23 protein-coding genes and 1 pseudogene are annotated in these 26661 nt (G+C 70.9%); 15 read left to right on the top strand and 9 right to left on the bottom strand.

All coding sequences use genetic code 11. The features are described 5' to 3' along the window. Nucleotides 1–19: 19 nt before the first annotated feature. The gene (gene hflX, locus AB0F91_RS36700) at nt 20–1453 is read left to right on the top strand and encodes a GTPase HflX (protein WP_360605251.1); all 1434 of its coding nucleotides are present in this window, start codon (nt 20–22) and stop codon (nt 1451–1453) included. Nucleotides 1454–1506: 53 nt separating this feature from the next. Beyond that, nucleotides 1507–2532, top strand: coding sequence for a hypothetical protein (locus AB0F91_RS36695; protein WP_360605249.1), 1026 nt, complete (start codon nt 1507–1509; stop codon nt 2530–2532). A gap of 270 nt (nt 2533–2802) precedes the next feature. Here the strand turns inward: AB0F91_RS36695 and lexA are convergent, their stop codons facing one another. Then, nucleotides 2803–3519, bottom strand: a complete 717-nt coding sequence (gene lexA / locus AB0F91_RS36690) for a transcriptional repressor LexA (RefSeq protein ID WP_360605247.1) — start codon at nt 3517–3519, stop codon at nt 2803–2805. 349 nt (nt 3520–3868) lie between these two features. Between lexA and AB0F91_RS36685 the strand changes: the two genes are divergently transcribed. The 4 genes from AB0F91_RS36685 to AB0F91_RS36670 all read left to right on the top strand — a co-directional run bounded on the left by AB0F91_RS36685 (nt 3869) and on the right by AB0F91_RS36670 (nt 9093). Further along, nucleotides 3869–4372: a LysM peptidoglycan-binding domain-containing protein gene (locus AB0F91_RS36685; RefSeq protein ID WP_360605245.1), complete on the top strand. Its 504-nt coding sequence runs from the start codon at nt 3869–3871 to the stop codon at nt 4370–4372. Between the two features lie 309 nt (nt 4373–4681). Then, nucleotides 4682–5173 (top strand): transcriptional regulator NrdR, encoded by a 492-nt coding sequence (gene nrdR, locus AB0F91_RS36680; RefSeq protein WP_360605243.1) that lies wholly within the window; start codon nt 4682–4684, stop codon nt 5171–5173. 39 nt (nt 5174–5212) lie between these two features. Further along, entirely contained in the window at nt 5213–8032 is a 2820-nt protein-coding gene (locus AB0F91_RS36675; protein ID WP_360605241.1) for a vitamin B12-dependent ribonucleotide reductase, read from the top strand. Nucleotides 8033–8358: 326 nt separating this feature from the next. Next, nucleotides 8359–9093, top strand: a complete 735-nt coding sequence (locus AB0F91_RS36670; RefSeq protein ID WP_360605313.1) for a ferritin-like domain-containing protein — start codon at nt 8359–8361, stop codon at nt 9091–9093. On the opposite strand, the gene AB0F91_RS36665 is transcribed toward AB0F91_RS36670, so the two are convergent. Then, the gene (locus tag AB0F91_RS36665; protein ID WP_360605239.1) at nt 9059–9703 is read right to left on the bottom strand and encodes a TetR family transcriptional regulator C-terminal domain-containing protein; all 645 of its coding nucleotides are present in this window, start codon (nt 9701–9703) and stop codon (nt 9059–9061) included. The genes AB0F91_RS36670 and AB0F91_RS36665 overlap by 35 nt on opposite strands. Nucleotides 9704–9773: 70 nt before the next feature. On the opposite strand from AB0F91_RS36665, the gene AB0F91_RS36660 reads away from it, so the two are divergent. Beyond that, nucleotides 9774–10007, top strand: a complete 234-nt coding sequence (locus AB0F91_RS36660) for a hypothetical protein (protein WP_360605236.1) — start codon at nt 9774–9776, stop codon at nt 10005–10007. Continuing rightward, the gene (locus tag AB0F91_RS36655) at nt 10004–10129 is read left to right on the top strand and encodes a hypothetical protein (RefSeq protein ID WP_360605234.1); all 126 of its coding nucleotides are present in this window, start codon (nt 10004–10006) and stop codon (nt 10127–10129) included. The genes AB0F91_RS36660 and AB0F91_RS36655 overlap by 4 nt, the downstream gene beginning before the upstream one ends. Nucleotides 10130–10160: 31 nt before the next feature. Here AB0F91_RS36655 and AB0F91_RS36650 read toward each other — a convergent pair whose 3' ends face one another. After that, nucleotides 10161–12170: a prolyl oligopeptidase family serine peptidase gene (locus AB0F91_RS36650; protein ID WP_360605232.1), complete on the bottom strand. Its 2010-nt coding sequence runs from the start codon at nt 12168–12170 to the stop codon at nt 10161–10163. A 169-nt stretch (nt 12171–12339) separates the two neighbouring features. Here AB0F91_RS36650 and AB0F91_RS36645 point away from each other — a divergent pair, with 169 nt between their 5' ends. Beyond that, entirely contained in the window at nt 12340–13266 is a 927-nt protein-coding gene (locus AB0F91_RS36645) for a neutral zinc metallopeptidase (protein WP_360605311.1), read from the top strand. Here the strand turns inward: AB0F91_RS36645 and AB0F91_RS36640 are convergent. Further along, nucleotides 13259–13837 carry a TIGR03086 family metal-binding protein gene (locus AB0F91_RS36640; protein WP_360605230.1) on the bottom strand — a complete coding sequence of 193 codons (579 nt, stop codon included), beginning with the start codon at nt 13835–13837 and terminating at the stop codon, nt 13259–13261. The two genes, AB0F91_RS36645 and AB0F91_RS36640, sit on opposite strands and share 8 nt — an antisense overlap. Nucleotides 13838–13918: 81 nt before the next feature. Between AB0F91_RS36640 and AB0F91_RS36635 the strand changes: the two are divergent. The 3 genes and pseudogenes from AB0F91_RS36635 to AB0F91_RS36625 all read left to right on the top strand — a co-directional run bounded on the left by AB0F91_RS36635 (nt 13919) and on the right by AB0F91_RS36625 (nt 16314). Continuing rightward, nucleotides 13919–15339: pseudogene (locus AB0F91_RS36635) on the top strand (PLP-dependent aminotransferase family protein). Further along, a complete protein-coding gene (locus tag AB0F91_RS36630; RefSeq protein WP_360605228.1) occupies nt 15336–15782 on the top strand; it encodes a hypothetical protein in 447 nt (148 codons plus the stop codon). The pseudogene AB0F91_RS36635 and the gene AB0F91_RS36630 overlap by 4 nt, the downstream one beginning before the upstream one ends. Nucleotides 15783–15882: 100 nt before the next feature. Then, nucleotides 15883–16314, top strand: a complete 432-nt coding sequence (locus AB0F91_RS36625) for a CBS domain-containing protein (RefSeq protein ID WP_360605226.1) — start codon at nt 15883–15885, stop codon at nt 16312–16314. Nucleotides 16315–16317: 3 nt separating this feature from the next. On the opposite strand, the gene AB0F91_RS36620 is transcribed toward AB0F91_RS36625, so the two are convergent. After that, nucleotides 16318–17859: a DUF4139 domain-containing protein gene (locus AB0F91_RS36620; RefSeq protein ID WP_360605224.1), complete on the bottom strand. Its 1542-nt coding sequence runs from the start codon at nt 17857–17859 to the stop codon at nt 16318–16320. Nucleotides 17860–17945: 86 nt separating this feature from the next. Between AB0F91_RS36620 and AB0F91_RS36615 the strand changes: the two genes are divergently transcribed. Next, nucleotides 17946–19733 (top strand): Xaa-Pro dipeptidyl-peptidase, encoded by a 1788-nt coding sequence (locus AB0F91_RS36615; protein WP_360605222.1) that lies wholly within the window; start codon nt 17946–17948, stop codon nt 19731–19733. Here the strand turns inward: AB0F91_RS36615 and AB0F91_RS36610 are convergent. The 3 genes from AB0F91_RS36610 to AB0F91_RS36600 all read right to left on the bottom strand — a co-directional run bounded on the left by AB0F91_RS36610 (nt 19702) and on the right by AB0F91_RS36600 (nt 22922). Continuing rightward, nucleotides 19702–20514 carry an alpha/beta hydrolase gene (locus AB0F91_RS36610; RefSeq protein WP_360605220.1) on the bottom strand — a complete coding sequence of 271 codons (813 nt, stop codon included), beginning with the start codon at nt 20512–20514 and terminating at the stop codon, nt 19702–19704. The genes AB0F91_RS36615 and AB0F91_RS36610 overlap by 32 nt on opposite strands. A 639-nt stretch (nt 20515–21153) precedes the next feature. Next, a complete protein-coding gene (locus tag AB0F91_RS36605) occupies nt 21154–21795 on the bottom strand; it encodes a response regulator transcription factor (protein ID WP_360605309.1) in 642 nt (213 codons plus the stop codon). Beyond that, entirely contained in the window at nt 21792–22922 is a 1131-nt protein-coding gene (locus AB0F91_RS36600; RefSeq protein WP_360605218.1) for a histidine kinase, read from the bottom strand. The genes AB0F91_RS36605 and AB0F91_RS36600 overlap by 4 nt, the downstream gene beginning before the upstream one ends. Nucleotides 22923–23159: 237 nt before the next feature. Between AB0F91_RS36600 and AB0F91_RS36595 the strand changes: the two genes are divergently transcribed. Next, entirely contained in the window at nt 23160–24011 is an 852-nt protein-coding gene (locus tag AB0F91_RS36595) for a M23 family metallopeptidase (RefSeq protein ID WP_360605216.1), read from the top strand. Nucleotides 24012–24146: 135 nt separating this feature from the next. Further along, nucleotides 24147–25217: a DUF4192 domain-containing protein gene (locus AB0F91_RS36590; protein ID WP_360605214.1), complete on the top strand. Its 1071-nt coding sequence runs from the start codon at nt 24147–24149 to the stop codon at nt 25215–25217. 164 nt (nt 25218–25381) lie between these two features. Here the strand turns inward: AB0F91_RS36590 and galE are convergent, their stop codons facing one another. Next, nucleotides 25382–26362, bottom strand: coding sequence for a UDP-glucose 4-epimerase GalE (gene galE, locus AB0F91_RS36585; protein WP_360605212.1), 981 nt, complete (start codon nt 26360–26362; stop codon nt 25382–25384). Nucleotides 26363–26661 lie beyond the last annotated feature (299 nt).

The following is a 26661-nucleotide window of genomic DNA, read 5'->3' as shown; positions in this document are numbered from 1 at the left end:
GTGGGAGCATGGAGGCACGATGACAGAACTGACACACGAAGACCTGTACGACGACGACCCGTCGACCGGTGAGATGGAGCTCGAGGACCGCGCCTCGCTCCGCCGCGTCGCAGGCCTGTCGACCGAACTCACGGACGTCACCGAGGTCGAATACCGCCAGCTGCGGCTGGAGCGCGTCGTGCTGGTCGGCGTGTGGACCGAAGGCACCGCCGAGCAGTCGGAAGCTTCCCTCGCCGAGCTGGCGAGGCTGGCCGAGACCGCCGGTTCCGAGGTGCTCGAGGGCCTCGTCCAGCGGCGCGCCAAGCCCGACCCGGCCACCTACGTCGGCTCCGGCAAGGTGCGGGAGCTGCGCGACGTGGTCGTGGCGACCGGCGCCGACACGGTGATCTGCGACGGCGAGCTCTCGCCCGGCCAGCTGCGCCAGCTCGAGGAGAAGGTCAAGGTCAAGGTGATCGACCGGACCGCCCTGATCCTCGACATCTTCGCGCAGCACGCCCGCTCCAAGGAGGGCAAGGCCCAGGTGGAGCTGGCCCAGCTGCAGTACCTCATCCCGCGGCTGCGCGGTTGGGGTGCGTCGCTGTCCCGGCAGGCCGGTGGCCGTGCCGGTGGCGCCAACGGCGGTGTGGGCCTGCGCGGTCCCGGTGAGACGAAGCTCGAAACCGACCGCCGGCGGATCAACAAGCGCGTGGCGAAGCTGCGCCGCGAGATCGCGTCGATGGACACGATCCGCGAGACCAAGCGCGGCCGGCGCGTGGCCAACGAGGTGCCCAGCGTGGCCATCATCGGCTACACCAACGCCGGCAAGTCGAGCCTGCTCAACGCGCTGACCGGCGCGGGCGTGCTGGTGGAGGACGCGCTGTTCGCCACCCTGGACCCGACCACGCGCCGGGCCCAGACGGCCGACGGGCGCACGTTCACCCTCACCGACACCGTCGGGTTCGTGCGGCACCTGCCGCACCAGCTGGTGGACGCGTTCCGCTCGACGCTGGAGGAGGCGGCCGACGCCGACCTGCTGCTGCACGTCGTCGACGGGGCCGACCCGGCGCCCGAGGAGCAGGTGAACGCCGTGCGCGAGGTGCTCGGCGAGATCACCCGCACCCGCAAGGAGCCGCTGCCGCCCGAGCTGCTCGTGATCAACAAGGCCGATGCGGCCGATCAGGTCACGCTGGCGCGGCTGCGCCACCAGCTGGCGGGTGCCGTGCTGGTGTCCGCCCGGACCGGCGCCGGCATCCCGGAGCTGGCCGAGGTGCTCGGCGACCGGCTGCCGCGGCCGCAGGTCGCGGTCGAGGCGCTGGTCCCGTACTCGCGCGGCGAGCTCGTGGCCCGCGCTCATGCGGACGGCGAAGTGCTCGAGGAGGAACACGTCGCCGACGGCACGAGGCTGGTCGTCCGGGTCCACCCGGACCTCGCGGCGGCTTTGCGCCGGTACGAGACCAACTCCTCGGCGCTCTGAACGTCTTCCGTAGTGTGCGGCCGGACCGGGCCGCACACTACGGAGGTGAGCTGGTGCGGGTCGTCCTCGCGGTGACGGCGATTTTGCTGGTGCTGGGCGCTGTGCCCGCTGCTGCCGCGGCACCACTACCCGCGCCCGAATCGCTGTGCAAGGTCACCGACTCGCGGCTGGGGGAGCTTTCCGGCCTCGTCTCCGACGGCGAGCACTGGTACGCGATCAACGACGGCGGCACGAAGGTGCAGGTCTTCGTCCTCGACCACTCGTGCAAGGTGCAGAAGGTGCTCTCCGCGAGCACCGACCCGTACGACGTCGAGGACCTCGCGCGCGCGGCCGACGGCACGCTGTGGCTCTCGGACACCGGCGACAACAGCCACAAGCGCACGACCGTCGCGTTGATGGAGCTGAAACCTTCGGGCGGCAGCGTGACGCTGCACCGCCTGACCTACCCCGACGGGCCGCACGACACCGAGGCCCTGCTGCTCGACCGCTCGGGCACGCCGTACCTGATCACCAAGGAAGTGCTGGGCGACGCGGCCGTCTACCGGCCGACCGGTCCGTTGGCCACGCCGGGGCCGACTGCGTTGGAGAAGGTCGGTTCGCTGACCATCCACGACACCGACACGGTGGGCGGGCCGGTGCGCGCGTTCGGGTCCGTGCTGGTCACGGGCGGTGCCACCAGCGCCGATGGCAGCGTGGTGGCCCTGCGCACCTACACCGACGCGTACCTGTACCCGGCCCCGGACGGCGACGTGCTCGAGGCGCTCAAACGCAACCCCGTGCGGATCCCGCTGCCGAACGAGAAGCAGGGCGAAGCGCTCGCCTTCGAACCCGACGGCACGCTGCTGTCAGGCGGTGAAGGGGTCGGCCAGCCCATCCGGGCGGTGAAAAACGCGATGGCTCTGGTGGCGGGCGCCGCCGCGCCGCAACGGGAGGCGCCCAAGCCCGCCGCTTCGGGTGCGACCGGCGGATCGGACGACTCGTCCGGTCCGCCGCTGCTGCCGGTGGTGGGCATCGCGGTGGTCGCGGTGCTGATCGGCTGGTTCCTGCTCAGCCGGCTGCGTCGCCGCCCGCGCCGCTGAGTTCTGACCGCTGGGTTTGACTGCCGGGTCCTGGCCGCTGAGGTCCGCCCCGGGGAGGCAACCGGGCGTGGCACGCACAGTGGGAAGACCACGCGACACAGGGTCTACACGACGCAGGGTCCACGCGCAGCAGGCCGCCTGGCACCGTCCACACCGGACACCGGGCACCGTCCACATCGGACACCGGGAAGGTCCCGCCCGCGGCGCGGGGACGATCGAGGCCGGGCATCCTCGTCGCCGGCCCGCGGCCGCGTGGGTGGGCTTCCTGGTCTAGAGGCGCCGGAGGACCGCGACGACCTTGCCGAGGATGGTGGCGTCGTCGCCGGGGATCGGCTCGTACGCCTCGTTGTGCGGCATCAGCCAGACGTGGCCGTCCTTGCGCTTGAACGTCTTCACCGTCGCCTCGCCGTCGATCATGGCGGCCACGATGTCGCCGTTCTCCGCGGCGGGCTGCTGGCGGACCACGACCCAGTCGCCGTCGGTGATCGCGGCGTCGACCATCGAGTCGCCGGTGACGCTGAGCAGGAAGAGCTCACCCTCGCCGACGATCTCGCGCGGCAGCGGGAACACGTCCTCGATCGCCTGCTCGGCCAGCACCGGGCCACCGGCCGCGATCCGGCCGACGAGCGGCACATACGCCGCCTTGGGCATGGACGGCTGCTGGGCGATGTCGATGCCCATGGGGTTGTCGTCCGTCGTCGAGAGCACGCCCACGGCCCGCGGCCGGTTCGCGTCGCGGCGCAGGTATCCCTTGCGCTGCAGCGCCCGCAGCTGGTGGGACACCGACGAGGTCGACGTGAGCCCCACGGCCTCGCCGATCTCGCGGACGCTCGGCGGGTAGCCGAACCGGGCCACCCAGGTGCGGATCACGTCCAGCACCTGCTGCTGCCGCACGGTCAGCGTCTCGTCCACGTCGTAGACCTCGGGCAGGGCAGTCACCTTGCCCGAGCCACCGGGCGTGGTGCCCGCCTTGCTCTCCTTCGCCACTGTGTGTCCTCTCCCCACTGGGCGTCGCCTCCCAGATGTTTCGCGGTCGCCTCGCCGGCGTCCCGCGTGTTGCGCGTGCGCCGGCCGGCTCCCGCGGACGCGGGTGCCCTCGCCGGCGACATCTGCCCGGCAGATGTCCTGGTCACCGACGTTAGCCCACCGAGCGTGACGATTTCAAACATCTGTTCGATCGACACGCCGTGTCCTCTCGATTTTGTCGGTGCGGGGTGGTAGACCTTCGCACGGACGTTCGATAGAACGCCTGTTCGACCTGAACCGCATTGTCGCCGGTGAGAGCACCGGGCCGGGCTCGGATCGAACCGATCAGCAGGTCAGAAGGAGGTTCGCCATGTCGATTCTGGCAGACCGCGGGATCGTCCGCCCGCTCCGGCCCGTCCGGCAGGTCGCCGCTCCGGCTCGGGTTCCCTCGGGTCCCGCCGCACCCGTTCGCGGTACTCGCGAGCGTCGTGGCGAGCCGCTGCGGCCGCCGACGCGCGCCCGGGTGGTCGCGGGGAATCGGATCGCGCCGGCCACGTGTGCCGAGCCGCGCCGGCCCGCCGTGCGGTGGCCGTGGCTCGCCGCGATCGCCGTCGCCGCCTGTCTGGTGGTCACCGTTCTGGGTGTTTTCGGGTCCGGCACGCCGGGTGGCGCGGTTCCCGAGCGCACGGCGTCGGTGTCCGTGCAGCAGGGCGACACACTGACCGCGATCGCCGCCCGGTTCGCACCCGAGTCCGACCAGGCCGCCGTGGTCGACCGCATCAAACAGCTCAACCACCTCGACGACGCCGTTCTCGTGCCCGGGTTGCCGCTCACCGTGCCGGTCTCGTCGGAGGTGGCCGGGTTCGGTTCGTGACCGTCGGGATGCGCTCGACCGCACCCCGAATCGGTGCCTTCTTCACCCGCTTGTGTCGCTTGCGTGGGCCGTCCGGGCAATCTATGGTCAACCCCTACATCTGGTAGTTACACCGCTGTAGTTGGTCCACAGGTAGGGGTAGACTGGAGACCAGTTGTCCACAGCTGGGGCGGTGTTCACCCACCGGTTGTCCACAAGTCGATCACCAGGCACGGGTCCGTGCGGGGTGGTCGTGGTCCAGGCCGTAGCGTGGCGGTAGGGGCCGGCGTGGATGGACTCGGCCGGCGTTGAGGGGAAGGTGATCGGCGGATGAGGTGCCCGTTCTGCCGGCATGCGGACTCTCGGGTCGTCGACTCCCGAGAGGTGGATGAAGGTCAGGCGATCCGGCGGCGGCGCTCGTGCGCCCAGTGCGGCCGGCGCTTCACCACGTCGGAGACGATGGTGCTCGCCGTCGTCAAGCGGTCCGGCGTCACCGAGCAGTTCAGCCGGGACAAGGTCGTCAACGGCGTGCGGCGGGCCTGTCAGGGCCGGCCGGTCGACGACGACGCGCTGCAGAAGCTCGCGCAGCGCGTGGAGGAGTCGATCCGCTCCGCCGGTCTGGCGGAGATCCCGAGCCACGAGGTCGGTCTGGCCATCCTCGGTCCCTTGCGGGAACTCGACGGGGTCGCCTACCTGCGGTTCGCCAGCGTCTACCGCTCGTTCTCCTCGGTCGAGGACTTCGAGAAGGAGATCGCCGACCTGCGGGAAGCCATGGCGGGTACTGCCGCGGACGAAGGAAGCGAGCGCGCCGGAGACGACTGAGTGTCGCCTGCGCCGCGCGGGAGCGAGGGACGAGACCCGATGACCGAAACCGTGGGAACCGGCGCGGCGGCCGCCGGCCGGAGCAAGAAGAAGACCAGCGGCGGTCTGGCCGTCAAGCGGGTCTTCACGACCGAAGGCGTGCACCCGTACGACGAAGTCGCGTGGGAGCAGCGCGACGTCGTGATGACCAACTGGCGCGACGGCAGCGTCAACTTCGAGCAGCGGGGCGTCGAGTTCCCCGGGTTCTGGTCGGTGAACGCCACCAACATCGTCACCAGCAAGTACTTCCGCGGCGCCGTCGGCTCCCCGCAGCGCGAGAGCAGCCTCAAGCAGCTCATCGACCGCGTGGTGAAGACGTACGTGAAGGCCGCCGCGGACCACGGTTACTTCGCCGGCGCAGCCGACCTGGAGATCTTCGAGCACGAGCTCACCTGGATGCTGCTGCACCAGGTCTTCAGCTTCAACTCGCCGGTCTGGTTCAACGTCGGCACGTCCTCGAAGCAGCAGGTCTCGGCGTGCTTCATCCTGTCCGTCGACGACACGATGGAGTCGATCCTGAACTGGTACCGCGAGGAGGGCCTGATCTTCAAGGGCGGCTCCGGCGCGGGCCTCAACCTCTCCCGCATCCGCTCCTCGAAGGAGCTGCTCACCTCCGGCGGCACCGCGTCCGGCCCGGTCTCGTTCATGCGCGGCGCCGACGCGTCCGCGGGCACCATCAAGTCCGGCGGCGCCACGCGGCGCGCGGCGAAGATGGTCGTGCTCGACGTCGACCACCCCGACATCGAGGAGTTCATCGAGACCAAGGCGCGCGAAGAGGAGAAGATCAAGGTCCTGCGCGACGCCGGGTTCGACATGGACCTCTCCGGCGCCGACATCGCCTCGGTGCAGTACCAGAACGCCAACAACTCCGTGCGCGTGTCCGACGAGTTCATGCAGGCCGTGGAGAACGGCACGGAGTTCGGGCTGCGTGCCCGCCTCACCGGCGAGGTGATCGAGCGCACCGACGCGAAGAAGCTGTTCCGCACCATGGCGCAGGCCGCGTGGGAGTGCGCCGACCCGGGCGTGCAGTACGACGGCACGATCAACGACTGGCACACCTGCCCGGAGTCCGGCCGCATCAGCGCGTCGAACCCGTGCAGCGAGTACATGCACCTCGACAACTCCAGCTGCAACCTCGCGTCGCTGAACCTGCTGAAGTTCGTGTCGGAGGACGGCACGTTCGACGCGCCGCTGTTCGCGAAGGCCGTGGAGTTCGTGATCACGGCGATGGACATCTCCATCTGCTTCGCCGACTTCCCGACCGAGCCGATCGCCGACACCACGCGCAAGTTCCGTCAGCTGGGCATCGGGTACGCCAACCTGGGCGCGCTGCTGATGGCGCTGGGCCACGCGTACGACTCCGAAGGCGGCCGCGCGCTCGCCGGCGCGATCACGTCCCTGATGACCGGCGTGTCGTACCGGCGCTCGGCGGAGCTGGCAAAGGTCGTCGGCGCGTACGAGGGCTACGCGCGCAACGCCGAGGCGCACCAGCGTGTGATGCGCAAGCACGCCGCGGCCAACGAGCTGGTGCGCACGTACCACTCCAACGACGCGGCCGTCCGCGCGCTGGCCACCGAGGAGTGGCAGCGCGGCATCGAACTCGGCACGCGCCACGGCTGGCGCAACGCGCAGGCCTCGGTGCTCGCGCCCACCGGCACCATCGGCTTCATGATGGACTGCGACACCACGGGCATCGAGCCGGACTTCTCGCTGGTGAAGTTCAAGAAGCTCGTCGGCGGCGGGTCGATGCAGATCGTGAACCAGACCGTGCCGCGCGCGCTGAAGGTGCTGGGTTACCAGGACGAGCAGGTGGAGGCGATCGTCGAATACGTGGCGCAGCACGGCCACGTCGTCGACGCGCCGGGCCTGCGTCCGGAGCACTACGAGGTGTTCGACTGTGCGGTCGGCGAGCGCTCCATCGCGCCGATGGGCCACGTGCGGATGATGGCCGCGGTGCAGCCGTTCCTGTCGGGCGCGATCTCGAAGACGGTGAACATGCCGGAGACGGCGACCGTCGAAGAGGTCGAGGAGATCTACTTCCAGGGCTGGAAGCTGGGCCTCAAGGCGCTGGCGATCTACCGCGACAACTGCAAGGTCGGCCAGCCGCTGTCCACGGCGAAGAAGAAGGAAGCCGAGCCGGAGCCGGAAAAGGTCGTGGAGTACCGCCCGGTGCGCCGCCGCCTGCCGAAGAAGCGCCCGAGCCAGACCGTGTCCTTCACCGTCGGCGGCGCCGAGGGCTACCTCCACGCGGGCTCCTACCCGGACGACGGCCTCGGCGAGATCTTCGTCAAGCTCGGCAAGCAGGGCTCCACGCTCGCGGGCGTGATGGACGCCTTCTCGATGTCCATCTCCGTGGGCCTGCAGCACGGCATCCCGCTGGAGTTCTACGTCTCGAAGTTCTCCAACCTGCGCTTCGAACCGGCCGGCATGACGGACGACCCGGACATCCGCATCGCCACCAGCGTGATGGACTACCTGTTCCGCCGGTTGGCCCTCGACTACCTGCCGTACGAGAAGCGTTCGCAGCTCGGCATCTTCACCGCCGACGAACGCTCCGCCGAAGTGGAATCCAACTACGGCGGCCAGAACATGGACCTCGAGGCACTGCGCACCAGCGTCGACTCCACCTCGGCTTCGGCTCCTTCGGCCCCCGCTCCGGAACCGGCCACCTCGGACGCGCACTCCACGGCCGAACTGATGGAACTCCACCTCGGCAAAGCCGCCGACGCGCCGTTGTGCATGACGTGCGGCACGAAGATGCGGCCTGCGGGGTCGTGCTACGCCTGTGAAGGGTGTGGGGCTACGTCGGGTTGCAGCTGATCGTTCTGAAGTGGTGAAGCGGGGAGCCGGGTTTCCGGCTCCCCGCTTTGTTTTGCGGCCGACAGATCCGGAAGTTCCACGCTGCTACCAAACCCCAGACGGTCTTGGCGCCGGCTCGCCTGCGGGTGTCCTGTCCTCGTGCTTCCGGTGTGGTGAATGTCGTGCACCACCAGCCTGGGTTTCCGGTGTGACTGGGGAAGGAGGTCGTTATCGGTCTCAGCAGGCGCTCGTCGTCGTCCTTCAAGGGCGCGGACCAGGAGTGAGCCTGGATTTCACCACAAGATCTCCACACGTCCTCCGTTCCGTGCGCACATCGGTGCGACAGCATCGGGCGCGTGGAGTGGATCAGGGAGTTCAGGGAAGAAGCACAACGGCGGCGGGTGCGGCCGGAGCCGGAGTGGGGGCGCGGGGCGCGGCTGGACCCCGCGGTGGTGCGGAGTGTGCAGCGCTTCCAGGTGGGGGAGTCGGGGGACGGGGCCAACCTGATCGCCAAGGCGGATCCGCGGTACCGGCCCGCTGTCGAGTTGTTCGTGGCCGAGGAGCAGAACCACGCCAGGTTGCTGGAGGAGCTGCTGAAAGCGGCGGGAAGTACGACGATCGCGAAACACTGGTCCGACAGTGTGTTCGTGTGGCTGAGGCGGGCGTTCGGGCTCAGGCTCGAGCTGATGGTGCTGCTGATCGCCGAGGTCGTGGCGCTGAGCTACTACAGAACACTGCGGGACGGCACCAGTGATCCCCTCACCCGCGAGGTCGCGGCGAGGATTCTGGCGGATGAGGAGCGCCATGTGCCGTTCCACTGTGATCAGCTCCGAGGAGCTTTCCCCGGGGCGAAGGGGAAACTCGTCGCCGGTGGGTGGCGGATCCTGGTGTTGGGGGCGTTGTCCGTCGTCCTCGTGGATCACGGGCGGGCGTTGAGAACGCTCGGGGTCACGCGGCTCGCGTTCGCGGCCGGGGTGTTGGGGCGGTTCGAGCGAGTGGTCGTGGATGTCCACGTTGGACGGACCCGCCCGGTGTGCACGAGGCCGTTCACGCGTCGGGCGCGGCCGCGGGATCTGCTCTGACGCGCAGCGACGCCAGGTGGGCCCGCAGGACCGCCCGGCACACCTCGGGTGTGGTGGCTTCCGGTTGCAGGGCGGAGCGGAACGTAAGGCCGTCCAGCAGAGCGGCCAGGCGCTCGGCCTCCAGGTCCGCGACGCCCGGTGGCAACAGTGACCGACGGGTCATCGCGTCGGTGATTCGGCGGGCCAGGGTGAGGGTGCCGCGCAGGGCTTCGTGGGCCAGTTCGGTGAGGTCGGTGTCCACGCGGGCCGCGACGAGGAACTCCACGAGGACCGTGGCTTCGGCGCGACGGGCGGCGTCGAGGGGGAGTAGTTCGGCCAGGAAGTCCGTCATCTGGTCGGCCGCCTCGTCGGGCGAAAGCTCCGCGAAGGGGTGAAGTGACGCGCGGCGGCTCTCGAGACGGGCCGTGACGCGGTCGATCGTCGAGCGCATGGCGAAGCGCATGAGGTCGCGCTGGCCGTCGAAGTAGTGACGGACGGAGCCGATGTTCAGGCCTGACTCCGCGGCCACCGAGCGCAGCGACACGGCCGGCAAGCCGTCGCGCGCGGCGAGGCGCAGCACGGCGTCCGCGATGTCCGCGCGCCGCTGCTCACCGTCTACCTGCTTGGGCACTGAACCTTTCTATCACACCTGTGATACCAATGTTTATGTCACAGTCGTGATAGGAACGAGGTGGGAGACGATGGAGACGGTGCTCGACGTGCTGTTGATCCGGTTCGGCCTGATCGCGGCCGGGCTGGCGGTGCTCGGCCTGGTGGTGTTCGCGCTGGTCGTCACGCTGCGCCGCCGGGGAAAGGGACACCACGTGACGACCGCGGCGCGGTTCGTCGCGCGCGTGCTGGACGAGCGAGGGACCCGGCGCGGGCTCGGGAACCGCGTGACCAGGGAAGCGCTCAACCGGTTCGACGACCGGTGAACGGCGACGAGCTGCTGCGCCACTTGCTGATGGATTTGCTGGTCAAGGGCCTGATCGGCCTCGGCGCGGTGGTGATGCTGGTGATCGGTGCCGTCGTGATCTGGCGCAAGGCGGGGAGGTGAAGGGGGCGCCGGTCAAGGCGCCCCCTTCACGTCAGGACAGCCGCGACCACAGGAATTCGAACACCAGCGCCCACTTGAACGCCAGCTGCGCGTTGTCCGCCGCGCCTCCGTGGCCGCCCTCGATGTTCTCGTAGTAGCGCACGTCGTGGCCCTGTTCGAGCATCCGCGCCATCATCTTGCGGGCGTGGCCCGGGTGCACGCGGTCGTCCCTGGTGGACGTGGCGAACAGGGTCGGCGGGTACGTCCGTCCCTTGTGGACGTTGTGGTACGGCGAGTACTTCGCGATGTACTCCCACTCCTCGGGCACGTCCGGGTCGCCCCACTCGGCCATCCACGACGCACCCGCCAGCAGCAGGTGGTAGCGCTTCATGTCGAGCAGCGGCACCTGGCTCACCACGGCACCGAACAGCTCCGGGTACCGCGTCAGCATCACGCCCATCAGCAGCCCGCCGTTGCTGCCGCCGAGGATGCCGAGCCGCGCGGCCGTGGTGATGCCCCGCGTGACGAGGTCGCGAGCGACCGCGGAGAAGTCCTCGTAGACCTTGTGCCGGTTTTCCTTCACGGCTTGCGCGTGCCACTCCGGGCCGTACTCCCCGCCGCCACGGATGTTCGCGACCACGTACGTGCCGCCGCGCGCGACCCAGCCGCGGCCGATCACGCCGCTGTACGCGGGCGTCAGCGAAACCTCGAAGCCGCCGTAGCCGTTGAGCAGCGTCGGGCCGTCCTGCGCGCCGGGCGGGCGCACCACGAAGTACGGGATCTTCGTACCGTCCTCCGACGTCGCGAAGTACTGCGCGACCTCGATCCCGGCCGCGTCGAAGAACCCCGGCGCCTGCTTGAGCACCTCGATCTCACCGCCCACCTCGCCCCGGCTCAGGGTCGACGGCTGCAGGTAGCTCGACGAGTCCACGAGGTACTCGTCGCTCTCGTCCGGGTCGGTGCCCACGATGTCCGCGCTGCCGAACTCCGGCGCCCCGCCCAGCGGCGCCTCCGTCCAGCCGTCGGGGCCGGGGGTGAGCGCGACCAGTTCCGTCTTCACGTCACGCAGCTTCGCGAGCAGCACGTGGTTGCGGGTGAACGTGTAGTACTCGAGCGAGGTGTGCGCGTCCGGCGTGAACAGGGCGGTGAAGTCGCGCTCGCCCGCCAGGAACGCGTCGAACCCGATCACGAGCAGCGCGCCGGCCGGGTGCACCGTGGCTCCGACGGTCCACGGCGTTCGGGGCTGCACGTACAGCCACTCGCGCTCCACCGACAGCTCCACGTCGTCGGGCAGGTCGAGCTTCTCCATTCCGGACGGTGTCCGCAGGAACACCTCGGTGCGGTAGAAGTCGATCGAGCGGTGCACGAAGTCGCGCTCGAACCCTTCGGTCGGGTCGTGGAACGCGACCACAGCGACGTCGTCGGGCTTGCCCTCGAACACCAGTTCCGCCGATTCGAGCGGCGTGCCGCGGCGCCATTCCTTCGTCAGCCGCGGGTAGCCGGACGTAGTGAGCGTGTCCGGGCCGAAGTCGGTGCCCACGTACACGCGGTCCTCGTCGATCCAGCCGACGCGGTTCTTCGCCTCGGCCAGGAAGTAGCCGCCTTCGACGAACTCGTGCGCGTCCAGGTCGAACTCGCGCACCACCGTCGCGTCGGCACCGCCGCGCGAGAGCTGCACGAGCCCCAGCCGGTGGCCGGGCCGCAGGACCGCCGCGCCCTTCCACACCCAGTTCTCGTTCTCGGCCTTGGCCAGCGCGTCGACGTCGAGCAGCACCTCCCAGTCAGGCTCGGCCTTGCGGTACTCTTCGAGGGTGGTGCGCCGCCACAGCCCGCGCGGGTGCTCGGCGTCCTGCCAGAAGTTGTAGAGCTTGGGCCCCCGGCGGGTCACGTAGGGGATGCGCCCCCCGGCGTCGAGCACTTCGCGGATCTCGTCCCGCAGCGCCGCGAAGCGTTCGCCGGACGTGAGCACGTCCAGCGTCTCGGCGTTGCGCGTGCGGACCCAGTCCAGTGCCTCGTCGCCGGTCACGTCTTCCAGCCACAGGTACGGATCTTCGACACTCATGGCCCCAGTCTCGCCGCCGGGCGGGGGTTCCGGCCACCCGCCCGGCGTTCCCGTTTCGTGATCCCGCCCGGCCGGGTGCTCCGTATGCTGGAGCGCGCTGGTGACAGGGGGAGCGCACTTGAGTGAAAACGCGGGCGGGGAGCCGGCCGGGCCGCCGCCACCGCCGCCGATGGCGGCCCGGCCACCCGCCGTGAACCCGTGGGCACCGGTTTCGTACGGTCCGCCGCGCCGTCGAAACGGTGGGGTCGTCGGCGGAGTCGTCGCGCTCGTGATCCTGGTCGCCACGGCCGGGGTCATGGCCGTGGTCCCGCACGAGCTGTCCGGCCACGCGATCGCCGTGCCGAACTCCGCGCACCGCTCCGACGCGTCGCCGGGCGACGGAGCCCGCTCCCGTCCCCACGCGGTGCCCGAGCTGGAGACCAACCCCATCCTGACCGACGGCGTCAGGCTCGGCGCGGTGTCGTGCGAGCTGCCGCAGCTGGGGGACACCGGGCCCGAGCTGTCGGCGTTCTACGAGGCCCTCACCGGCTGCCTGGAGCAGGCGTGGCACCCGGCGCTCGACCGCGCGGACGAGCCGAGCGTGAAGGTCTCCGTGTCCGTGACGCTGCCGAAGGTGAGCGCGTGCGGGGCGGCGCCGTCGAAGGACCAGGCCGTGGCCTACTACTGCGGCGGCGACACCACGATCTACGCCCCCACCGACTGGATGCTCTCGGACGCCGGGCAGAACCGCTCGCGCCACCTCGCGACCATCGCCCACGAGTACGGCCACCACGTGCAGAGCGAGAGCGGCATCCTGACCGCGGCGGCCGACCGCATGAGCTCACCGGACCAGGACAGCCCCGCCGACCTGGCCCTGGTGCGGCGTATCGAGCTGCAGGCCAACTGCTTCGGCGCGCTGTTCCTCGCCGCCGCGGAGGGGCGCGGCTCGATCAGCCGCGCCACGGCCAACGCGGCCGTCGCCGACTACGGCCGCGCCGACGACAGCGACGACCACGGCAGCCGCGCCCACCAGCTGTCCTGGGCGAAGGCCGGCTTCACGGGCCAGAACACGGCCGCGTGCAACACGTGGTCGGCGCCGGCCGACGAGGTCAGCTGAGCTTCCAGCCCGGATCGCGCCCGAGCAGCCCGATCAGCCGGTCGAGCTCGTCGGCGTCCTCGGGCACCTCGACCAGCGCGCCGAACGCGCCGCTCACCGCGCGTTCGGCCGGGTCGGTGGGCGCCATGGCGGCGAAGCCGAGGGCGGCGGTCACCGCGTCCGACACGGGCTCGTACGCCACGCCGAACGTCTTCGCGAGGTCCCAGCCGTGCACCACCGTGTCGACGAGGTGCATGGCCGTGGCGATCTCGGCGGCGAACGGGCCGAACTCGTGGATCTTCAGCTGGCGGCGCATCGCGCCCTCTTCGCCGTACGCGGCGAGGAAGTCGCCGACCGAAGCGGCGTAGGACGCGTACGGGTCTTCGCCGAGGCGCCCGGCGTCCCAGTCGGTCGCTTCGCCGCAGCGCAGGGCTTCGGCGAAGGCGTGGTTTTCACTGACCTGGTGGCGCAGCAGGTCGGCCAGCGTCCAGCCGGCGCAGGGGGTGGGTCGGGAAAGGTCCTGGCCCGTGGCGCCGGCCACGATTTTGTCGAGGACGAGCAGAGACTGGCGGTCGAGTTCGAACGTGGTCATACCGGGACGCTAACCGCCCCAGCGGACCAGCTTAAGGTCCAAAACGGGCCGAACTCTGGTGGACCAATCTAGGCTGGCGACGTGGACCTGCACATCGATCTGAACGGCCGCCGAGGCCACCGCGACGAGATCTACCGCCAGATCCGCGAGGCCGTGCTCGACGGCCGGATTCGCGACGGCGACGTCCTGCCGCCCACGCGCGAGCTGGCCCAGCGGCTCACCGTCTCGCGCACAACCGTCAGCGCCGCCTACGAACTTCTCGCCGCCGAGGGTTTCCTCAACGCCCGGCCCGGCGCGGGCACGTTCGTCCGGTCGGGCGCTGCACCGTGGCCCGCCGAGGCGGCCGAGCAGTCCGAGGAGGCCGTTCGCCCGCGTCCGGAGTGGACGACGGTGCCGTCCCCGCCGCGCTCCTTCGGATCCGTGGCGGAGTACGACTTCCGCGCCGGCGTGCCCGACGTGCGGCTGTTCCCGTTCGACACCTGGCGCCGGCTGATGACGCAGCGGCTGCGCGCGTCGCAGGCCGATCTGCTCATGTACGGCGCGCCGCAGGGCGATCCGCGCCTGCGTGAGGGGCTCGCGCGCCACCTCGGGGTGTCGCGAAACGTCCGTGTGCGGCCGGAAGACATCGATGTCACGACGGGCGTCCAGCAGACCGTGGACCTCGTCGCGCGGGTCCTGCTGCAGGCCGGTGACCTCGTGGCCGTGGAGGATCCCGGGTACCCGCCGCCGCGGCTGCTGCTCGGCACCCTGGGCATGCGCGTCGCCGGCGTGCCGGTGGACGGGGAGGGGATCGTCGTCGAGGCGATCCCGGCCGGCACGCGGGTTGTGTACGTGACGCCTTCGCACCAGTGCCCGCTCGGCGTCGCGATGTCGTTGGCACGGCGGCAGGAACTGCTCGACTGGGGCGAGCGCACGGGCGCGGTGGTCATCGAGGACGACTACGACAGCGAGTTCCGCTACACCGGACGGCCGCTGGAACCGTTGCACAGCCTGGATTCCCGCGGCCGCGTCGTGTACGTGGGGTCGATGTCGAAGGTGCTCTCGCCGGCGTTGCGGGTGGGGTTCCTGGCCGCGCCGCCGTCGCTCGTGGGCGCCTTGACGAAGCGAAGTACCTCGCCGACTGGCACACACCCGCGCTCGAGCAGGCTGTGCTGGCCGACTTCATCGACGAAGGCGGCTTCGCGCGCCACATCCGGCGGATGCGCAAGATCTACCGCGGGCGCCACGACCTCCTCGTCGACGGCCTGCGCAGCGAGTTCGGCGACGTGCTCGACCCCGTACCCGCGGCGGCCGGGCTGCACCTGGGCGCTTCGGCCGACCGCGATCTGCGCCTGGTGGCCCGCAAAGCGCGGGACGCCGGCGTACGCCTGTTGTCCCTCGGCGACTTCTCGATGACCCGGACCTGCCACGGATTGCTGTTCGGCTACGGTGCGATCGCGGCCGAGGCCATCGAACCGGGACTGGCCCGGCTGCGCCGGGTGTTCGACGAGGGAGTGCGATGACCGACGACGTGATGGTGGCGATCGACGCGGGCCTGCGCAAGCACATCGCGGGTGACCGCGCGGGCGCGCGCGAGGCGTTCCTTGCGCTGTGGCAGGAGATCGGCGAGGACGGTGACCCGCTGCACCGCTGCGCGCTGGCCCACCACCTCGCCGACGTCTGCGACGAGCCCGCCGAAGAGCTCGAGTGGGACCTCCGTGCTCTCGCCGCCGCGGACTCCCTGACCGACGAACGCGCGCAGCAGTACCACTCGACGCTCGCCGTGCGTGGCTTCTACCCGTCGCTGCACCTCAACCTCGGCGAGGACTACCGCAAGCTCGGTGACCTCGATGCCGCGCGCCGGCATCTCGCGTCGGCCCGGGAAAAGCTCGACGCGCTGGGCGAGGACGACTACGCCGCGGGCATCCGCGCCGCGCTGGAAGGCCTGGCCGAACGGCTGGTGTGAGCACTCCATACCACGGGTGAACGCGACTCGCCGGACTTTCGCACTCGGCACCCGGGCCCTAACCTGGTGTGACCCAACTCGACGAGGAGAGGGGAACACCATGCGGATCGCGGATCTGCTCCGGACCAAAGGCGCCGCTGTCGCCACGGTGGCTCCGGGGACCACGGTGACCGAACTGCTCGCCGGGCTCGCCCGCCACAACGTCGGTGCCATGGTGGTGGTGACACCAGAAGGCGCCATCGCGGGGATCGTGTCCGAACGCGACGTCGTGCGCCGGCTCAACGACCACGGCCCGGTGGTCCTCGACGGCCCCGTCGCCGACATCATGACGAAGATGGTGGCCAGCGCCGGGCCCGACGACTCGGTCGACGAGCTGAGCGTGCTGATGACCGAACGCCGCATCCGGCATGTGCCCGTGCTCGAAGAGGGCCGCCTCGCCGGCATCATCAGCATCGGCGACGTGGTGAAGTCCCGGATCGAGCAACTCGAGAAGAGCCAGGAACAGCTCGAGGCCTACATCGCACAGGGCTGAGGGTCATTCCCGCCAGCCGCTGAGCTCCACCCCCTTGGCGACGTCCACGCGGTAGGCGAGCGTGACCGTCCCGGTCGCACCGGGCGCGAGCGTGAGCCGCCACGTGAACTCGCCGAGGTCGGTGGTCTCCACCGGGTCGGGCGTCGCGCGCACGTCCCGCACCGTGATGGCTTCGTCGCGGGAGACGGGCGCTTGGTCGAGCAGGGTGACCACGGCTTCGCGCGGGCTGTGGTTGGTCACCGTGGTGCGGTACTCCGCTTCGCGGCGGCGCTGGCCCGACAGTGTGGCCTTGCTCGCCGTGCGCCGCACGAGGTCGCGTTCCACGCGGATGCGGTCGTCCACCCCGAGGGCGAGCTCGATCTCTTCGCCCGGAGCCCACAGATCGAGCCGGGTGGTGCCGACGAACTCGGTGTCGTGGAAGACGGACGCGCGCCCGGCGCGCAACGTGTGTTCGCCGGTGTTCACCACGGTCGCGCGCAGATACGCCTCCGTTGCTTGCACGGGCGCGGTCACGTAGCCGAGCTCGGCCGTCAGATCGAGCTGTGCCAGCGTGGTCCGGTGCCCCTGCGAGCCCGACGGGATGGCGATCGGGCGCGACGGCCGGTAGGTGACCGCGGTGGTGCCCTGCTCGGCCTCGGCGAACACGGGGGCCATGCGCCGCAACGAAACGGCCTTGTCCCGCACAGCGGCGCCGCCGGGCGCGGCCGCGGCGAACGCGGCCATCGGCCGGGGCGGCGGGGCGGGCTGCACGCGGTCGAGGAACCACGGGTCGAGCTCGGGCACCACGACGGTGCTCGCAGGGCGAGCGGTCGACAGGGCGAGCTCGCACTCCGGCCAGTCTTCGCCGGTGTGCTGGCTGACCAGGCCGAAGGAGGTCACGGTGACGTCCGTGTCGCGCACGCGCACGTCGTAACCCGGCTCCCAGGCGGCGCCAGGGACCACATAGGACAGTTCGACTTCGATCTCTCCGGCGCCGTCCTGTGGTTCGAGGTCGACAGTGACGCAGGCACTGTCCTGTTCGGACTGGGCGCTGTGGTTGGAGATCCGGCGTTCCAGCGCGGCGAGGTCTTCCCGCATCCGCTCGAGGCGTTCGGTGAGGGCCCGGCGGGTGCGCAACGCGGCGGCGAGCTGTCCACCCAGCGCTTCGGTGACCTCCTCGACGCGCGTGGGGCCCGCGACGCCCGACGCCAGGGCCTTCGCGAAGCTCGCCCCGCTGCGTTTCGCCACGCCCGTGAGCAGCTCGACTTTCGCGGCTTCGGCCGCTTCGTCGTCGGCGACGGCGTCGATGGCGGCCTGGTCCGTGCGGCGTTGCTCGACGAGCGCGTTGAGCGCGGGGTCGGCGGGTCCGGCGTGCTGCTCGTAACCGACGTCGACGCCGGTGATCAGCGCGGCGCCGGTTCCGGTGACGCGCACCGATTCCGCGTCGAGCGCCAGCGGGAGGCCGGTGATCCGCACGCGGGCGCCCTCGGCCAGGTTCATCCGGCCCCGGCGGGTGACCCGCGCGTGCTGCGGATAGACGGTCACGGCGACGATCGGAGCATCCATGACTCCGACGTTAGTCGGTTGACGGCGGCCGCGGTTGCCGGAAGTGTCGGGGGTGATCGCCCGCTTCGTCCGGCTTGGGGGTTCTGGTGGGAGCTGCTCGGATCGTGTCCGTGCTCGCTGCTGTGCTCGCGCTTCCGCTCGGAACGGGGGTGGCGCAGGCGGATCCGCCCCCCGCACCGGTGTTCTCAGCCGGGCAGGCCCAGCCGGTGTTCGACCCGGCCGACGTGGTGCGCGAGGACGTCTGGGTCACCGCTCCGGTGGACAGCGACCACGACGGGCAGGACGACCTCGTCCACGCGCAGGTGGTGCGGCCCCGCGCGACGGACGCCGGGATGAAGGTGCCGGTGGTCTACCAGGCGAGCCCGTACTTCGCGGGTGGCAACGACGTCGCGAATCACGACGTGGACGTGGAGCTGTCGGTGCCGGACTCGGGGCGGACAGCCGCCGTCGGCGTCGGCCCGCACGCGGCGCCGCCGATCCGCTGGAGCTATCAGGACTACTTCACCGCACGCGGGTTCGCCGTGGTGTACGGGGAATCCCTGGGCACCGGCCTGTCCACCGGCTGCCCGACCACCGGCGACGTGAACGAGACCGTGGGCGCGCGGTCGGTGGTCGACTGGCTGGGCGGCCGCGCCCCGGCGCGCAACGAGGCCGGTGCGCCCGTGACGGCGAGCTGGAGTACCGGGCACACGGGCATGATGGGCGTGTCCTACAACGGAACCCTGCCCAACGCCGTCGCGAGCACGGGCGTTGCGGGCCTCGAGACGATCGTGCCGATCGCTGCGATCTCGAACTGGTACGAGTACTACCGCAACGACGGCGCGGTCGTCGCCGCCGGGGGCTTCCAGGGCGAGGACACCGACGTGCTGGCCGAGTACGTCTACACGCGCGCCGACCGGCAGATCTGCCGTCCGGTGATCGACGGGCTCACCGCCGACCAGGATCGGGTGACCGGCGACTACGGCCCGTTCTGGGACGTGCGCAACTACCGCAACGACGTCGGGAAGGTGCACGCGTCCGTGCTCGCCGTGCACGGGCTGAACGACTGGAACGTGAAGACCGACCAGGTCGCTTCGTGGTACGAAGCCCTGAAGGCGCACGGGGTGGAGCACAAGATCTGGCTGCACCAGTCGGGCCACGCGGACCCGATCTCGCTGCGCCGTGATGCGTGGCTGACGACGCTGAACAAGTGGCTGTCGCACTACCTCTACGGCATCGACAACGGCATCGAGCGCGAACCGAAGGCGACGATCCAGCGCGAGGACAAGTCCTGGGTCGACGAAGCCGACTGGCCCGCGCCGGGCACTCGTGGCGTGAAGGTCTACCCGTGGCCGGGCGGCCGCGCGAAGGGGACTCTCGACGCGCGCAACCCCGTACCGGGCCGCCCGACGATGGAGGTCCTGGCGGACGACGCCTCGAAGACCGTGCAGCAGCTCGCCGACGCCGCTTCGTCGGGCAACCGCCTGCTGTACGGCACTCCCGCGGTGAAGTCGTCGCTGCGCCTTTCGGGCACCGCGCGGGCCGACCTGCAGCTGTCGTTCGACCGGCCGGCCGCCAACGTCACGGTGGCGCTGCTGGACCGCGCCCCGGACGGCAAGTCGTTCGTGATCACGCGTGGCTGGACCGACCCGCAGAACCGGATTTCGCCTGCGGTGACCTCGCCGATCGTGCCCGGGACCTCGTACCGCATCGAGGTTTCCCTGATGCCGAAGGACTACGTGCTGGCAGCCGGGCACCGCCTGGAGTTCCTCGTGGCCTCCAGCGACCACGACTACACCCTGCGGCCGCGTCCGGGAGCGGGGCTGTCGCTGGACCTCACGCGCACGTCGCTGACGCTGCCGGTCACCGGTGGGAAGCCGGCGCTGGGCTTCTGAGGAACTCCGCGACGACGGGAGCCAGGACCTTCATCGAGACGTTGTGGTTCTGGCCTTCGAGGGTGCGGTGCCGCGCTTGGGGGAGGGCGTCGGCGAGGGCTTTCGCGGCCTGCTGAAGGCTTTTCGCGCTCTTGCCGCCGCTGAGGACGAGCGTGGGCCGGCCGACAGTGGCGAAGTCTGTCAGCACTTCGCCGTTCAGGTGGCCTTCGAGGAGAGCAGCGTCGTACGGCAGCGTGTGGGCGACTGAGGTGAGGCGCTTCCAGACGCCGGGCATGACCCGCATCAGCGGGATCACGAATCCGGGGGCGCCCATGTCCCGGGTCATGAAGTACTTGACGGCTTCGCCGCGTTTTCCCTGGGAGATCAGGGTTTCCAGGTGTTCGGCGAAGTCGTGCGGCGGGTGGCCGGCCTCGGTGGTGACGAACGGCGGCTCGTAGAGCGCGAGCCTGGTCAAGGGGACGCCGGCCCTGGCCGCGTGAAGTGCCAGGACGGCGCCCGAGGACAGGCCCCACGCGGTCGCCTCACCACCGGCGGCCTGGACGACGGCCGCGAGATCTTCGACTTCGCGCTGCACGGCGTAGGGCTGGGCGTCACCGCTGTCCCCGCGGCCGCGGCGGTCGTAGTTGTAGACCGTGAAGTGCTCGGACAGCAGGGCGGAGAGTTCGAGCAGGCCGGGGAAGTGGCGGTAGCTGAACGCACCGGCCACGATCACGACCGCGGGCCCCCGACCCTGCTTGTCGTAGGCGATGCGGGTGCCGTCGGCTGAGGTGACGTGGTCCATGAGGCGGGTCCTCTCTCGTGGTGGTGGGCTCATCCTGCAGACCGATCACTGTAGTTGTCAAGACAAAAAAAGTATTCGGTGGCACTTCGTCCGGACCTGGCCGCCGGTGCTGGACAATCACGACCGTGTGGAAGCTGGGGGGTTTCGCGGCTGCCGTCGTGGTCACCGTCGCGGGTTTGGCGGCGTGCTCGTCCGATGCGCCGCCGGCCGACAACCCGTGTGACACGACTGCCCCGGGCTGCGAACGACTGGGGCGGCGCGAAGTACACCAGTCCCGGGCCCGGCCTGGCGACGCTGATCAAGACGGCGGTGTGGCCCGCGCGCCTGAGCACGCGCCCGGTTCTCCGGGGTTCCGGTGCGCCGAGCCTGCCGGCGTAGTGAGTGCCCGTGCCGGACCAGGGGCAACCGCCGCGGCGCCGACGCCGGGTACACCTGCAACATCTACGGGAGCCACGGCGCCACGACGTCTGGCGAGGAAACGCCCGCCGCGCCGGCGCTCGTCCACGCTCGCTACCGCTTCGAGGTCCGCGAGGTCGATCCCCGTCGGCACCCCGGGCGGCACGGTCGTCCCCGATTCGGTCCCGGACGCCGCTTTCGCCGACGCGCTGCGGCCGTACGTCGAGGCTGTGCGGCCTTGCGCTAGCCCGCGATCCCCGCCCGGTAGGCGAACGCCACCGCCTGCGCCCGGTCCCTCAAGCCGGCCTTGGAGAACAGGTGGTTCACGTGCGTCTTGACCGTGGCCTCGCTGACCACCAACTCCCGCGCGATCTCCGTGTTCGACAGGCCTGCCGCGATGAGGCGCAGTACCTCGATCTCGCGCGCCGTCAGGCCCTCGACCTCCGCCGCGCGCACGGGGCCCCGGCGCGTGGCGGCGTCGACGAGGCGGCGCTGCAGCTCGCCGTCCACTGTGGACTGGCCGGCCGCGGCGGAACGCAGCGCGCGGGCGATGGCCTCGGCGTCCGCGTCTTTCGTGAGGAAGCCGCGGGCGCCGGCGCGCAGAGCGCCGAGCAGGGACTCGTCGTCGGTGTAGGTGGTGAGGACCACGACCTCCGTCGACGGGTGGCGCTCGCGGACGGCTTCGGTCGTGGAGACGCCGTCGCGGCGGGGCATGCGCAGGTCGACGAGCAGGACGTCCGGGCGGTGCTCGGCGACGAGCGCCAGCGCGGCGTCGCCGTCGGCGGCCGCACCGACCACCTCGACGCCGGGCAGCAACCCCAGCAGCGTCACGAGGCCCTCGCGCACCACGGCCTGGTCGTCGGCCAGCACCACGCGCAGGTTCACGCCGGCACCGTCAGGTGAATCCGCCATCCGTCCTCTCCCGGCCCGCTGTCCAGCTTTCCTTCGAGCAGCGCGACCCGCTCGGCCATGCCGCGCAAACCGTATCCCGCCGCGGGCGCGTCCGGCGGACGGCGGCCCTGGCGGTCGAGCACCGTCAGCTCGACGTGTGACTCAGCGAAGGCGAGCGTGACGTCCACATCGGCTCCCGGCGCGTGCTTGCGCGTGTTCGACAGCGCCTCCTGCACGGCGCGGACGAGCGCGGTGGTCACACCGGCGTCGAGCTCCCGCGGCTCGCCCTCCACGACCAGGTCGGCACGCGCACCCGTGTCCAGGCGGTAGCCCGCGAGCAGGTCGGCCACGGCGCGCTGCGCGGGCACCGCGTCCTCCCGCAGCGCGGCGACGGCCTTGCGCGCCTCGGACAGCCCGTCCGAGGCCAGCTTCTGGGCGCGTTCGATCTGGGCGACGGCTTCGGGGCTGGCGCCGTCGCGCACGAGCATCAACCGGGCGCCCTGCAGGTTGAGCGCGAGGCCGGCCAGGGAGTGGGCGAGGACGTCGTGCACCTCACGGGCGATACGCGCGCGTTCGGCCAGCGCCGCGGCGCGCGCGTGCTCCTCGGTGGCGGTCTGCGCGCGGGCCAGCGCGAGCTCCGTCTGCTCCAGCCGGGCGGCGCGGTCGCGCCGGCTCGCGGCGAGCAGCACCATGACGATGAGGATGGCGAACAGTGCGAGCGCGTTCAGCCATTCGAGCCGGTGCACCACGGCCCACGTGACGATCGCGCCGGCACTCGCCACCAGCACCACCGTGGTCAGCGCCCGGCCGAACGTCCGCAGCGTGTAGAACGTCGTGCTGAACATCGCGACCGACATCCAGCTGTTCGGCTCGAGCACCCACAGCGCGCCCGCCGCCGCGACCACCACCGGCATCGCCGCCGGCAACGCCCACGCCGGCCTCGACTCCGGCGTCGCGGGCAGCAACGGCGCCGACGCCACCAGCGTCACGCCGAACAGAGCCCACGCCCACCACCCCGTGAGGTACGGGATCGAGATGATCAACGGGAACACCACGAACCCCCACCGCACCCAGTCGGGCGCGCCGAGCCGCGAGCGGTTCCCAGTGGTCGTGGTGATCATGTCCCTCCCCGGTGTTTCTAGGGAGAATGTACGGGAGGACCTCTCGCGCGGCGGGGTGTGAAGGCGTTTCGCGGAATGGTCTTGCGCTCTCGAGGCCGGCGCCGAAACAGCGTCCGTCGAGGCCGTTCGCCGCCGGGACACCCGTTGCTACCAGGTGGTTTGCCCGGCATGTACGCAAAATGTACTTCGCGTCGCTTTCCTGGTTCCGTCATCCACGCCAAACAGGAGGTACGCACCATGTCCAGGTTGCGACGGCTCGCCGTGTTCGCCGCTGCCGCGGTGTTGCCCGCGCTCGGTCTCACGTTCGCCGCCCAGGCTCCGGCGTCCGCCGCGCCGAACTTCCAGGTGCCGTTCAAGTGCGGGGTCACCGTGACGGCCGCGACGTTCAGCGGGCACAACCCCGCCAACTCCGTCGACTTCCAGAAGTCCGGCATCACGGGCATGCCCGTGGTCGCTTCGGTGGCCGGCACCGTCACGCGCGTCGAGAACGAGGGCAGCACGAGCTACGGCCGCTGGATCGAGCTCGACCACGGCGGCGGCTGGCGAACCCGCTACGCGCACTTGTCCGCGCAGGAGGTGTCCGTGGGCCAGAAGGTGAGCGGGGGCGCCGAAATCGGCAAGGCGGGCGCGACGGGCGGTGTGACGGGACCGCACCTGCACTTCGAGGAGAACCTCAACGGCGTGACGCAGAAGGCCGTGCTGAACGGCGTCGCGGCGGTCTACTACGGCAAGAAGGACTTCACGAGCAAGAACAACTGCGGCGGCAACCCCTATTCGGCCACCGAGGTGTGCGGCTCCGGGTTCTCGGTGATCGACCAGCAGGGGCTGGGCTCGTCCGGCACCGCGTACCTGCTGTACAACGCTTCGACGAAGGCCAACTGCGTGACGACGCTGAAGTCCGTTTCGCTGGGTACCGCGAGCCCGACGTCGGCGTTCCTGGAAGTGGAGGGCCAGGCGCGCACAACCGACTCAGGCAACTTCACCTACTACGCCGGGCCGGTGAAGAAGACCGCGGGCGCCACCTGCGTGAAGTGGGGCGGTTCGGTGGGCTCGGACAGCTACACGAGCCCGTTCGAGCACTGCGGCTGAGCGCCTAGCACACCGCACCGACACGAACCCGGTCCAGCCCGCGAGGCTGGGCCGGGTTTTCCACAACTGCCGCGGCTGTCCACAGATTTCCCCGAGTGCCGTCCCCCGCCCGTTTCCCGCCGCACAGTGGAGTGCGTGACCACCTCGACCCCACCCGGCACGGCCCGGGCCCTGCTCACCGACCCGGCGCAGCTCATCGCGGCGCTCCCGTACCTGCTCGGTTTCACGCCTGCCGATTCCGTGGTGCTGCTCGGGCACCGCCCGCCCGGCACGCGGATCGGCCTGATCCTGCGCGCGGACCTGCCGCCGCGCGATCTCGTTGCGGAGCAAGCGGATGCGCTCGCGCCGCGGTTCCGCGTTGACGACCACACCGGCGTCACCTTGGTGATCGTCGGCGGGCGGGCCGGGCCCGACGGCGAGCTGCCGCACGCCGAGCTCGCCGAGGAGCTCGGCCGGGCGCTCAAGGAGTACGAGCTGCCGGTGATGCATCCACTGTGGACACCGGAGATCGCGGCCGGGGCACCGTGGGCGTGCTACCGCGAACCCACCTGCGGCGGCCTGCTGCCGGATCCGCGCGACACCGTGGTGGCGGCCACGACCACCAACGCCGGCTTCGTCTCCTTCCCCAGCCGCGACGACGTCTTGGCCTTGATGGAGCCACGGTCTCCCGCCGCGTTGGTGCGGCGCCGCGCGCTACTCTCCCGCGCGACCCCACCGGCGGATCCCGACGACGTGCTCGCGGCGGCCGCCGAGGTCCGCGCGGCGTTCTTCCGCCACCGCCGGGCCGAAGGTCCGCCGTCGGACGACCAGGCGGTGCGCCTCGCCCACGCTCTGCGCGTCCCGAAGGTCCGCGACGCCTGCCTGGCGACCGCGGTCCCGTCGGAGTCGCCCGTCGCCGTGGCCGCGATGAGCCTGTGGCTGGAGCTCGTGCGCGAACTGCCCGCGCCCCACCGTGCGGACGCCGCCGCCCTGGTCGCCTACGCCGCCCTCATGCGCAGCGAGGGCGCGCTCGCGGGCATGGCACTGACCAATGCCCTGGAGGCCTGCCCCGAGCATGTCCTAGCGCAGCTCCTCCACGCGGTCTGGAACCTCGGCACGGACCCGGCGAGACTCGCCGGGCTGGCTTCGCTGCCCGATGCCGTGGACCTCGGTCTGTCGTTGCCGGAGCTGAGTGTGGAAGATCCGCCGCCTGACCTTGCGCCCTGACCGTGAGGCCGCGCCGAACCAGGGGCCGAAGCTGGTGGACGTGGCTTGTCGTCAACCCGGGCCGGGTGCAGACCCGGAGGCCGGAACGTGGTGGTGCTGCAGGGAAAACGCCTCCGGCGGGTCCAGACTCGCCAAGAGCCTGGACCCGCCGGAAGGGAGATCGGTCAGGAGCGGCGGGACTGGGTGAACGCCCAGGCGTCGGAGACGATGCCGTCGAGGTCGGTGCGCTCGGGTTTCCAGCCGAGTTCGCGGCCGGCTTTTTCGCTGGAGGCCACGAGGACCGACGGGTCGCCCGCGCGGCGCGGCGCGACCTCGGCGGGGATCGGGTGGCCGGTCACGCGGCGGCAGGACTCGACGACCTCCAGCACGGAGAAGCCCGTGCCGCTGCCGAGGTTGTAGATGCGGTGTTCGCCGGCCGTCGCGTGGCGCAGCGCGAGCTGGTGGGCGTCGGCGAGGTCGACGACGTGGATGTAGTCGCGGACGGCCGTGTGATCGGGCGTCGGGTAGTCGTCGCCGTAGATGGAGATGTGGGCGCGATCGCCGGTGGCGACCTGGAGCACGAGGGGGATGAGGTGGGTTTCGGTGGTGTGGCGCTCGCCGAAAGCGTGGTAGGCGCCGGCGACGTTGAAGTAGCGCAGGCTCACCGCGGCGATCCCGTGAGCGCGGGCGAAGCTCGTGATGGCGTGGTCGATCGCGAGCTTGGACGCGCCGTAGGTGTTGGTCGGCTGCGTCGGCGCGGTCTCCGGGATCGGCGACGACTCGGGCTCGCCGTAGGTGGCCGCGGTGGAGGAGAACACCAGTCGCGGCGTGCCGTGGGCCTTCATGGCCTCCAGCAGGCGCAGGGAGGTGACGACGTTGCCTTCCCAGTACTTGGCCGGGTCCGTCATCGACTCGCCCACGAGCGACTTCGCGGCGAAGTGCAGCACGCCGTCGAAGCCCTCGCCGAGGACGTCCGCGGCGACGGCGGCGGCGTCGCCCTCGATGAAGCGCGCGTCGGGGTGCACGGCGTCGGCGTGCCCGGTGGACAGGTCGTCCACGACCGTGACCTGGTGACCGGCCTCGATGAGCCGCGCGGCGCACACGCTGCCCACGTAGCCGGCGCCACCCGTGACGATCAGTTTCAGGGGGCTCTGCGGGTCCGTCACGGTGTGGCCTTTCTGGTGTGGGCGGTGACTGTGCGCCACAGTCTCCCCTCACCGGGCCGCGCCCGGCCGCCCGGGGGTTGCCGCGGCCGATCCGGCCCGGCCGCTTCGGCCGGTGGCCCACCTCGGCTCCGCAGCCGTGCGGCCGCCGGAGCCGCGCGACCCGTTGCCGGGTGCGCGGCGCACGGTGAGACTCGGTCGAGGCCCCGAGGGGAACAGTGTTGGCAGACCTGGGTGGCGCCCTCCTGGAGCTGCGCCGCCGGCTCTTCCTCCGGACGCGGTGGACGCTGGTCCCGCCCGGC

The sequence above is a fragment of the Amycolatopsis sp. NPDC023774 genome (assembly GCF_040639695.1).
Taxonomy (GTDB): domain Bacteria; phylum Actinomycetota; class Actinomycetes; order Mycobacteriales; family Pseudonocardiaceae; genus Amycolatopsis.
This window is presented reverse-complemented; position numbering and strand designations above follow the sequence as displayed.

Excerpts from the sequence above, each read along its gene's own strand:
- AB0F91_RS36640 (WP_360605230.1), bottom strand. The coding sequence starts at position 13,837 with ATGACCACGTTCGAACTCGACCGCCAGTCTCTGCTCGTCCTCGACAAA.
- AB0F91_RS36660 (WP_360605236.1), top strand. The coding sequence starts at position 9,774 with ATGGAGACGGTGCTCGACGTGCTGTTGATCCGGTTCGGCCTGATCGCG.
- AB0F91_RS36650 (WP_360605232.1), bottom strand. The coding sequence starts at position 12,170 with ATGAGTGTCGAAGATCCGTACCTGTGGCTGGAAGACGTGACCGGCGAC.
- hflX (WP_360605251.1), top strand. The coding sequence starts at position 20 with ATGACAGAACTGACACACGAAGACCTGTACGACGACGACCCGTCGACC.
- AB0F91_RS36610 (WP_360605220.1), bottom strand. The coding sequence starts at position 20,514 with ATGGACCACGTCACCTCAGCCGACGGCACCCGCATCGCCTACGACAAG.
- AB0F91_RS36630 (WP_360605228.1), top strand. The coding sequence starts at position 15,336 with ATGACCGACGACGTGATGGTGGCGATCGACGCGGGCCTGCGCAAGCAC.
- nrdR (WP_360605243.1), top strand. The coding sequence starts at position 4,682 with ATGAGGTGCCCGTTCTGCCGGCATGCGGACTCTCGGGTCGTCGACTCC.
- AB0F91_RS36685 (WP_360605245.1), top strand. The coding sequence starts at position 3,869 with ATGTCGATTCTGGCAGACCGCGGGATCGTCCGCCCGCTCCGGCCCGTC.
- AB0F91_RS36620 (WP_360605224.1), bottom strand. The coding sequence starts at position 17,859 with ATGGATGCTCCGATCGTCGCCGTGACCGTCTATCCGCAGCACGCGCGG.
- AB0F91_RS36645 (WP_360605311.1), top strand. The coding sequence starts at position 12,340 with ATGGCGGCCCGGCCACCCGCCGTGAACCCGTGGGCACCGGTTTCGTAC.
- AB0F91_RS36625 (WP_360605226.1), top strand. The coding sequence starts at position 15,883 with ATGCGGATCGCGGATCTGCTCCGGACCAAAGGCGCCGCTGTCGCCACG.
- AB0F91_RS36595 (WP_360605216.1), top strand. The coding sequence starts at position 23,160 with ATGTCCAGGTTGCGACGGCTCGCCGTGTTCGCCGCTGCCGCGGTGTTG.
- AB0F91_RS36675 (WP_360605241.1), top strand. The coding sequence starts at position 5,213 with ATGACCGAAACCGTGGGAACCGGCGCGGCGGCCGCCGGCCGGAGCAAG.
- AB0F91_RS36600 (WP_360605218.1), bottom strand. The coding sequence starts at position 22,922 with ATGATCACCACGACCACTGGGAACCGCTCGCGGCTCGGCGCGCCCGAC.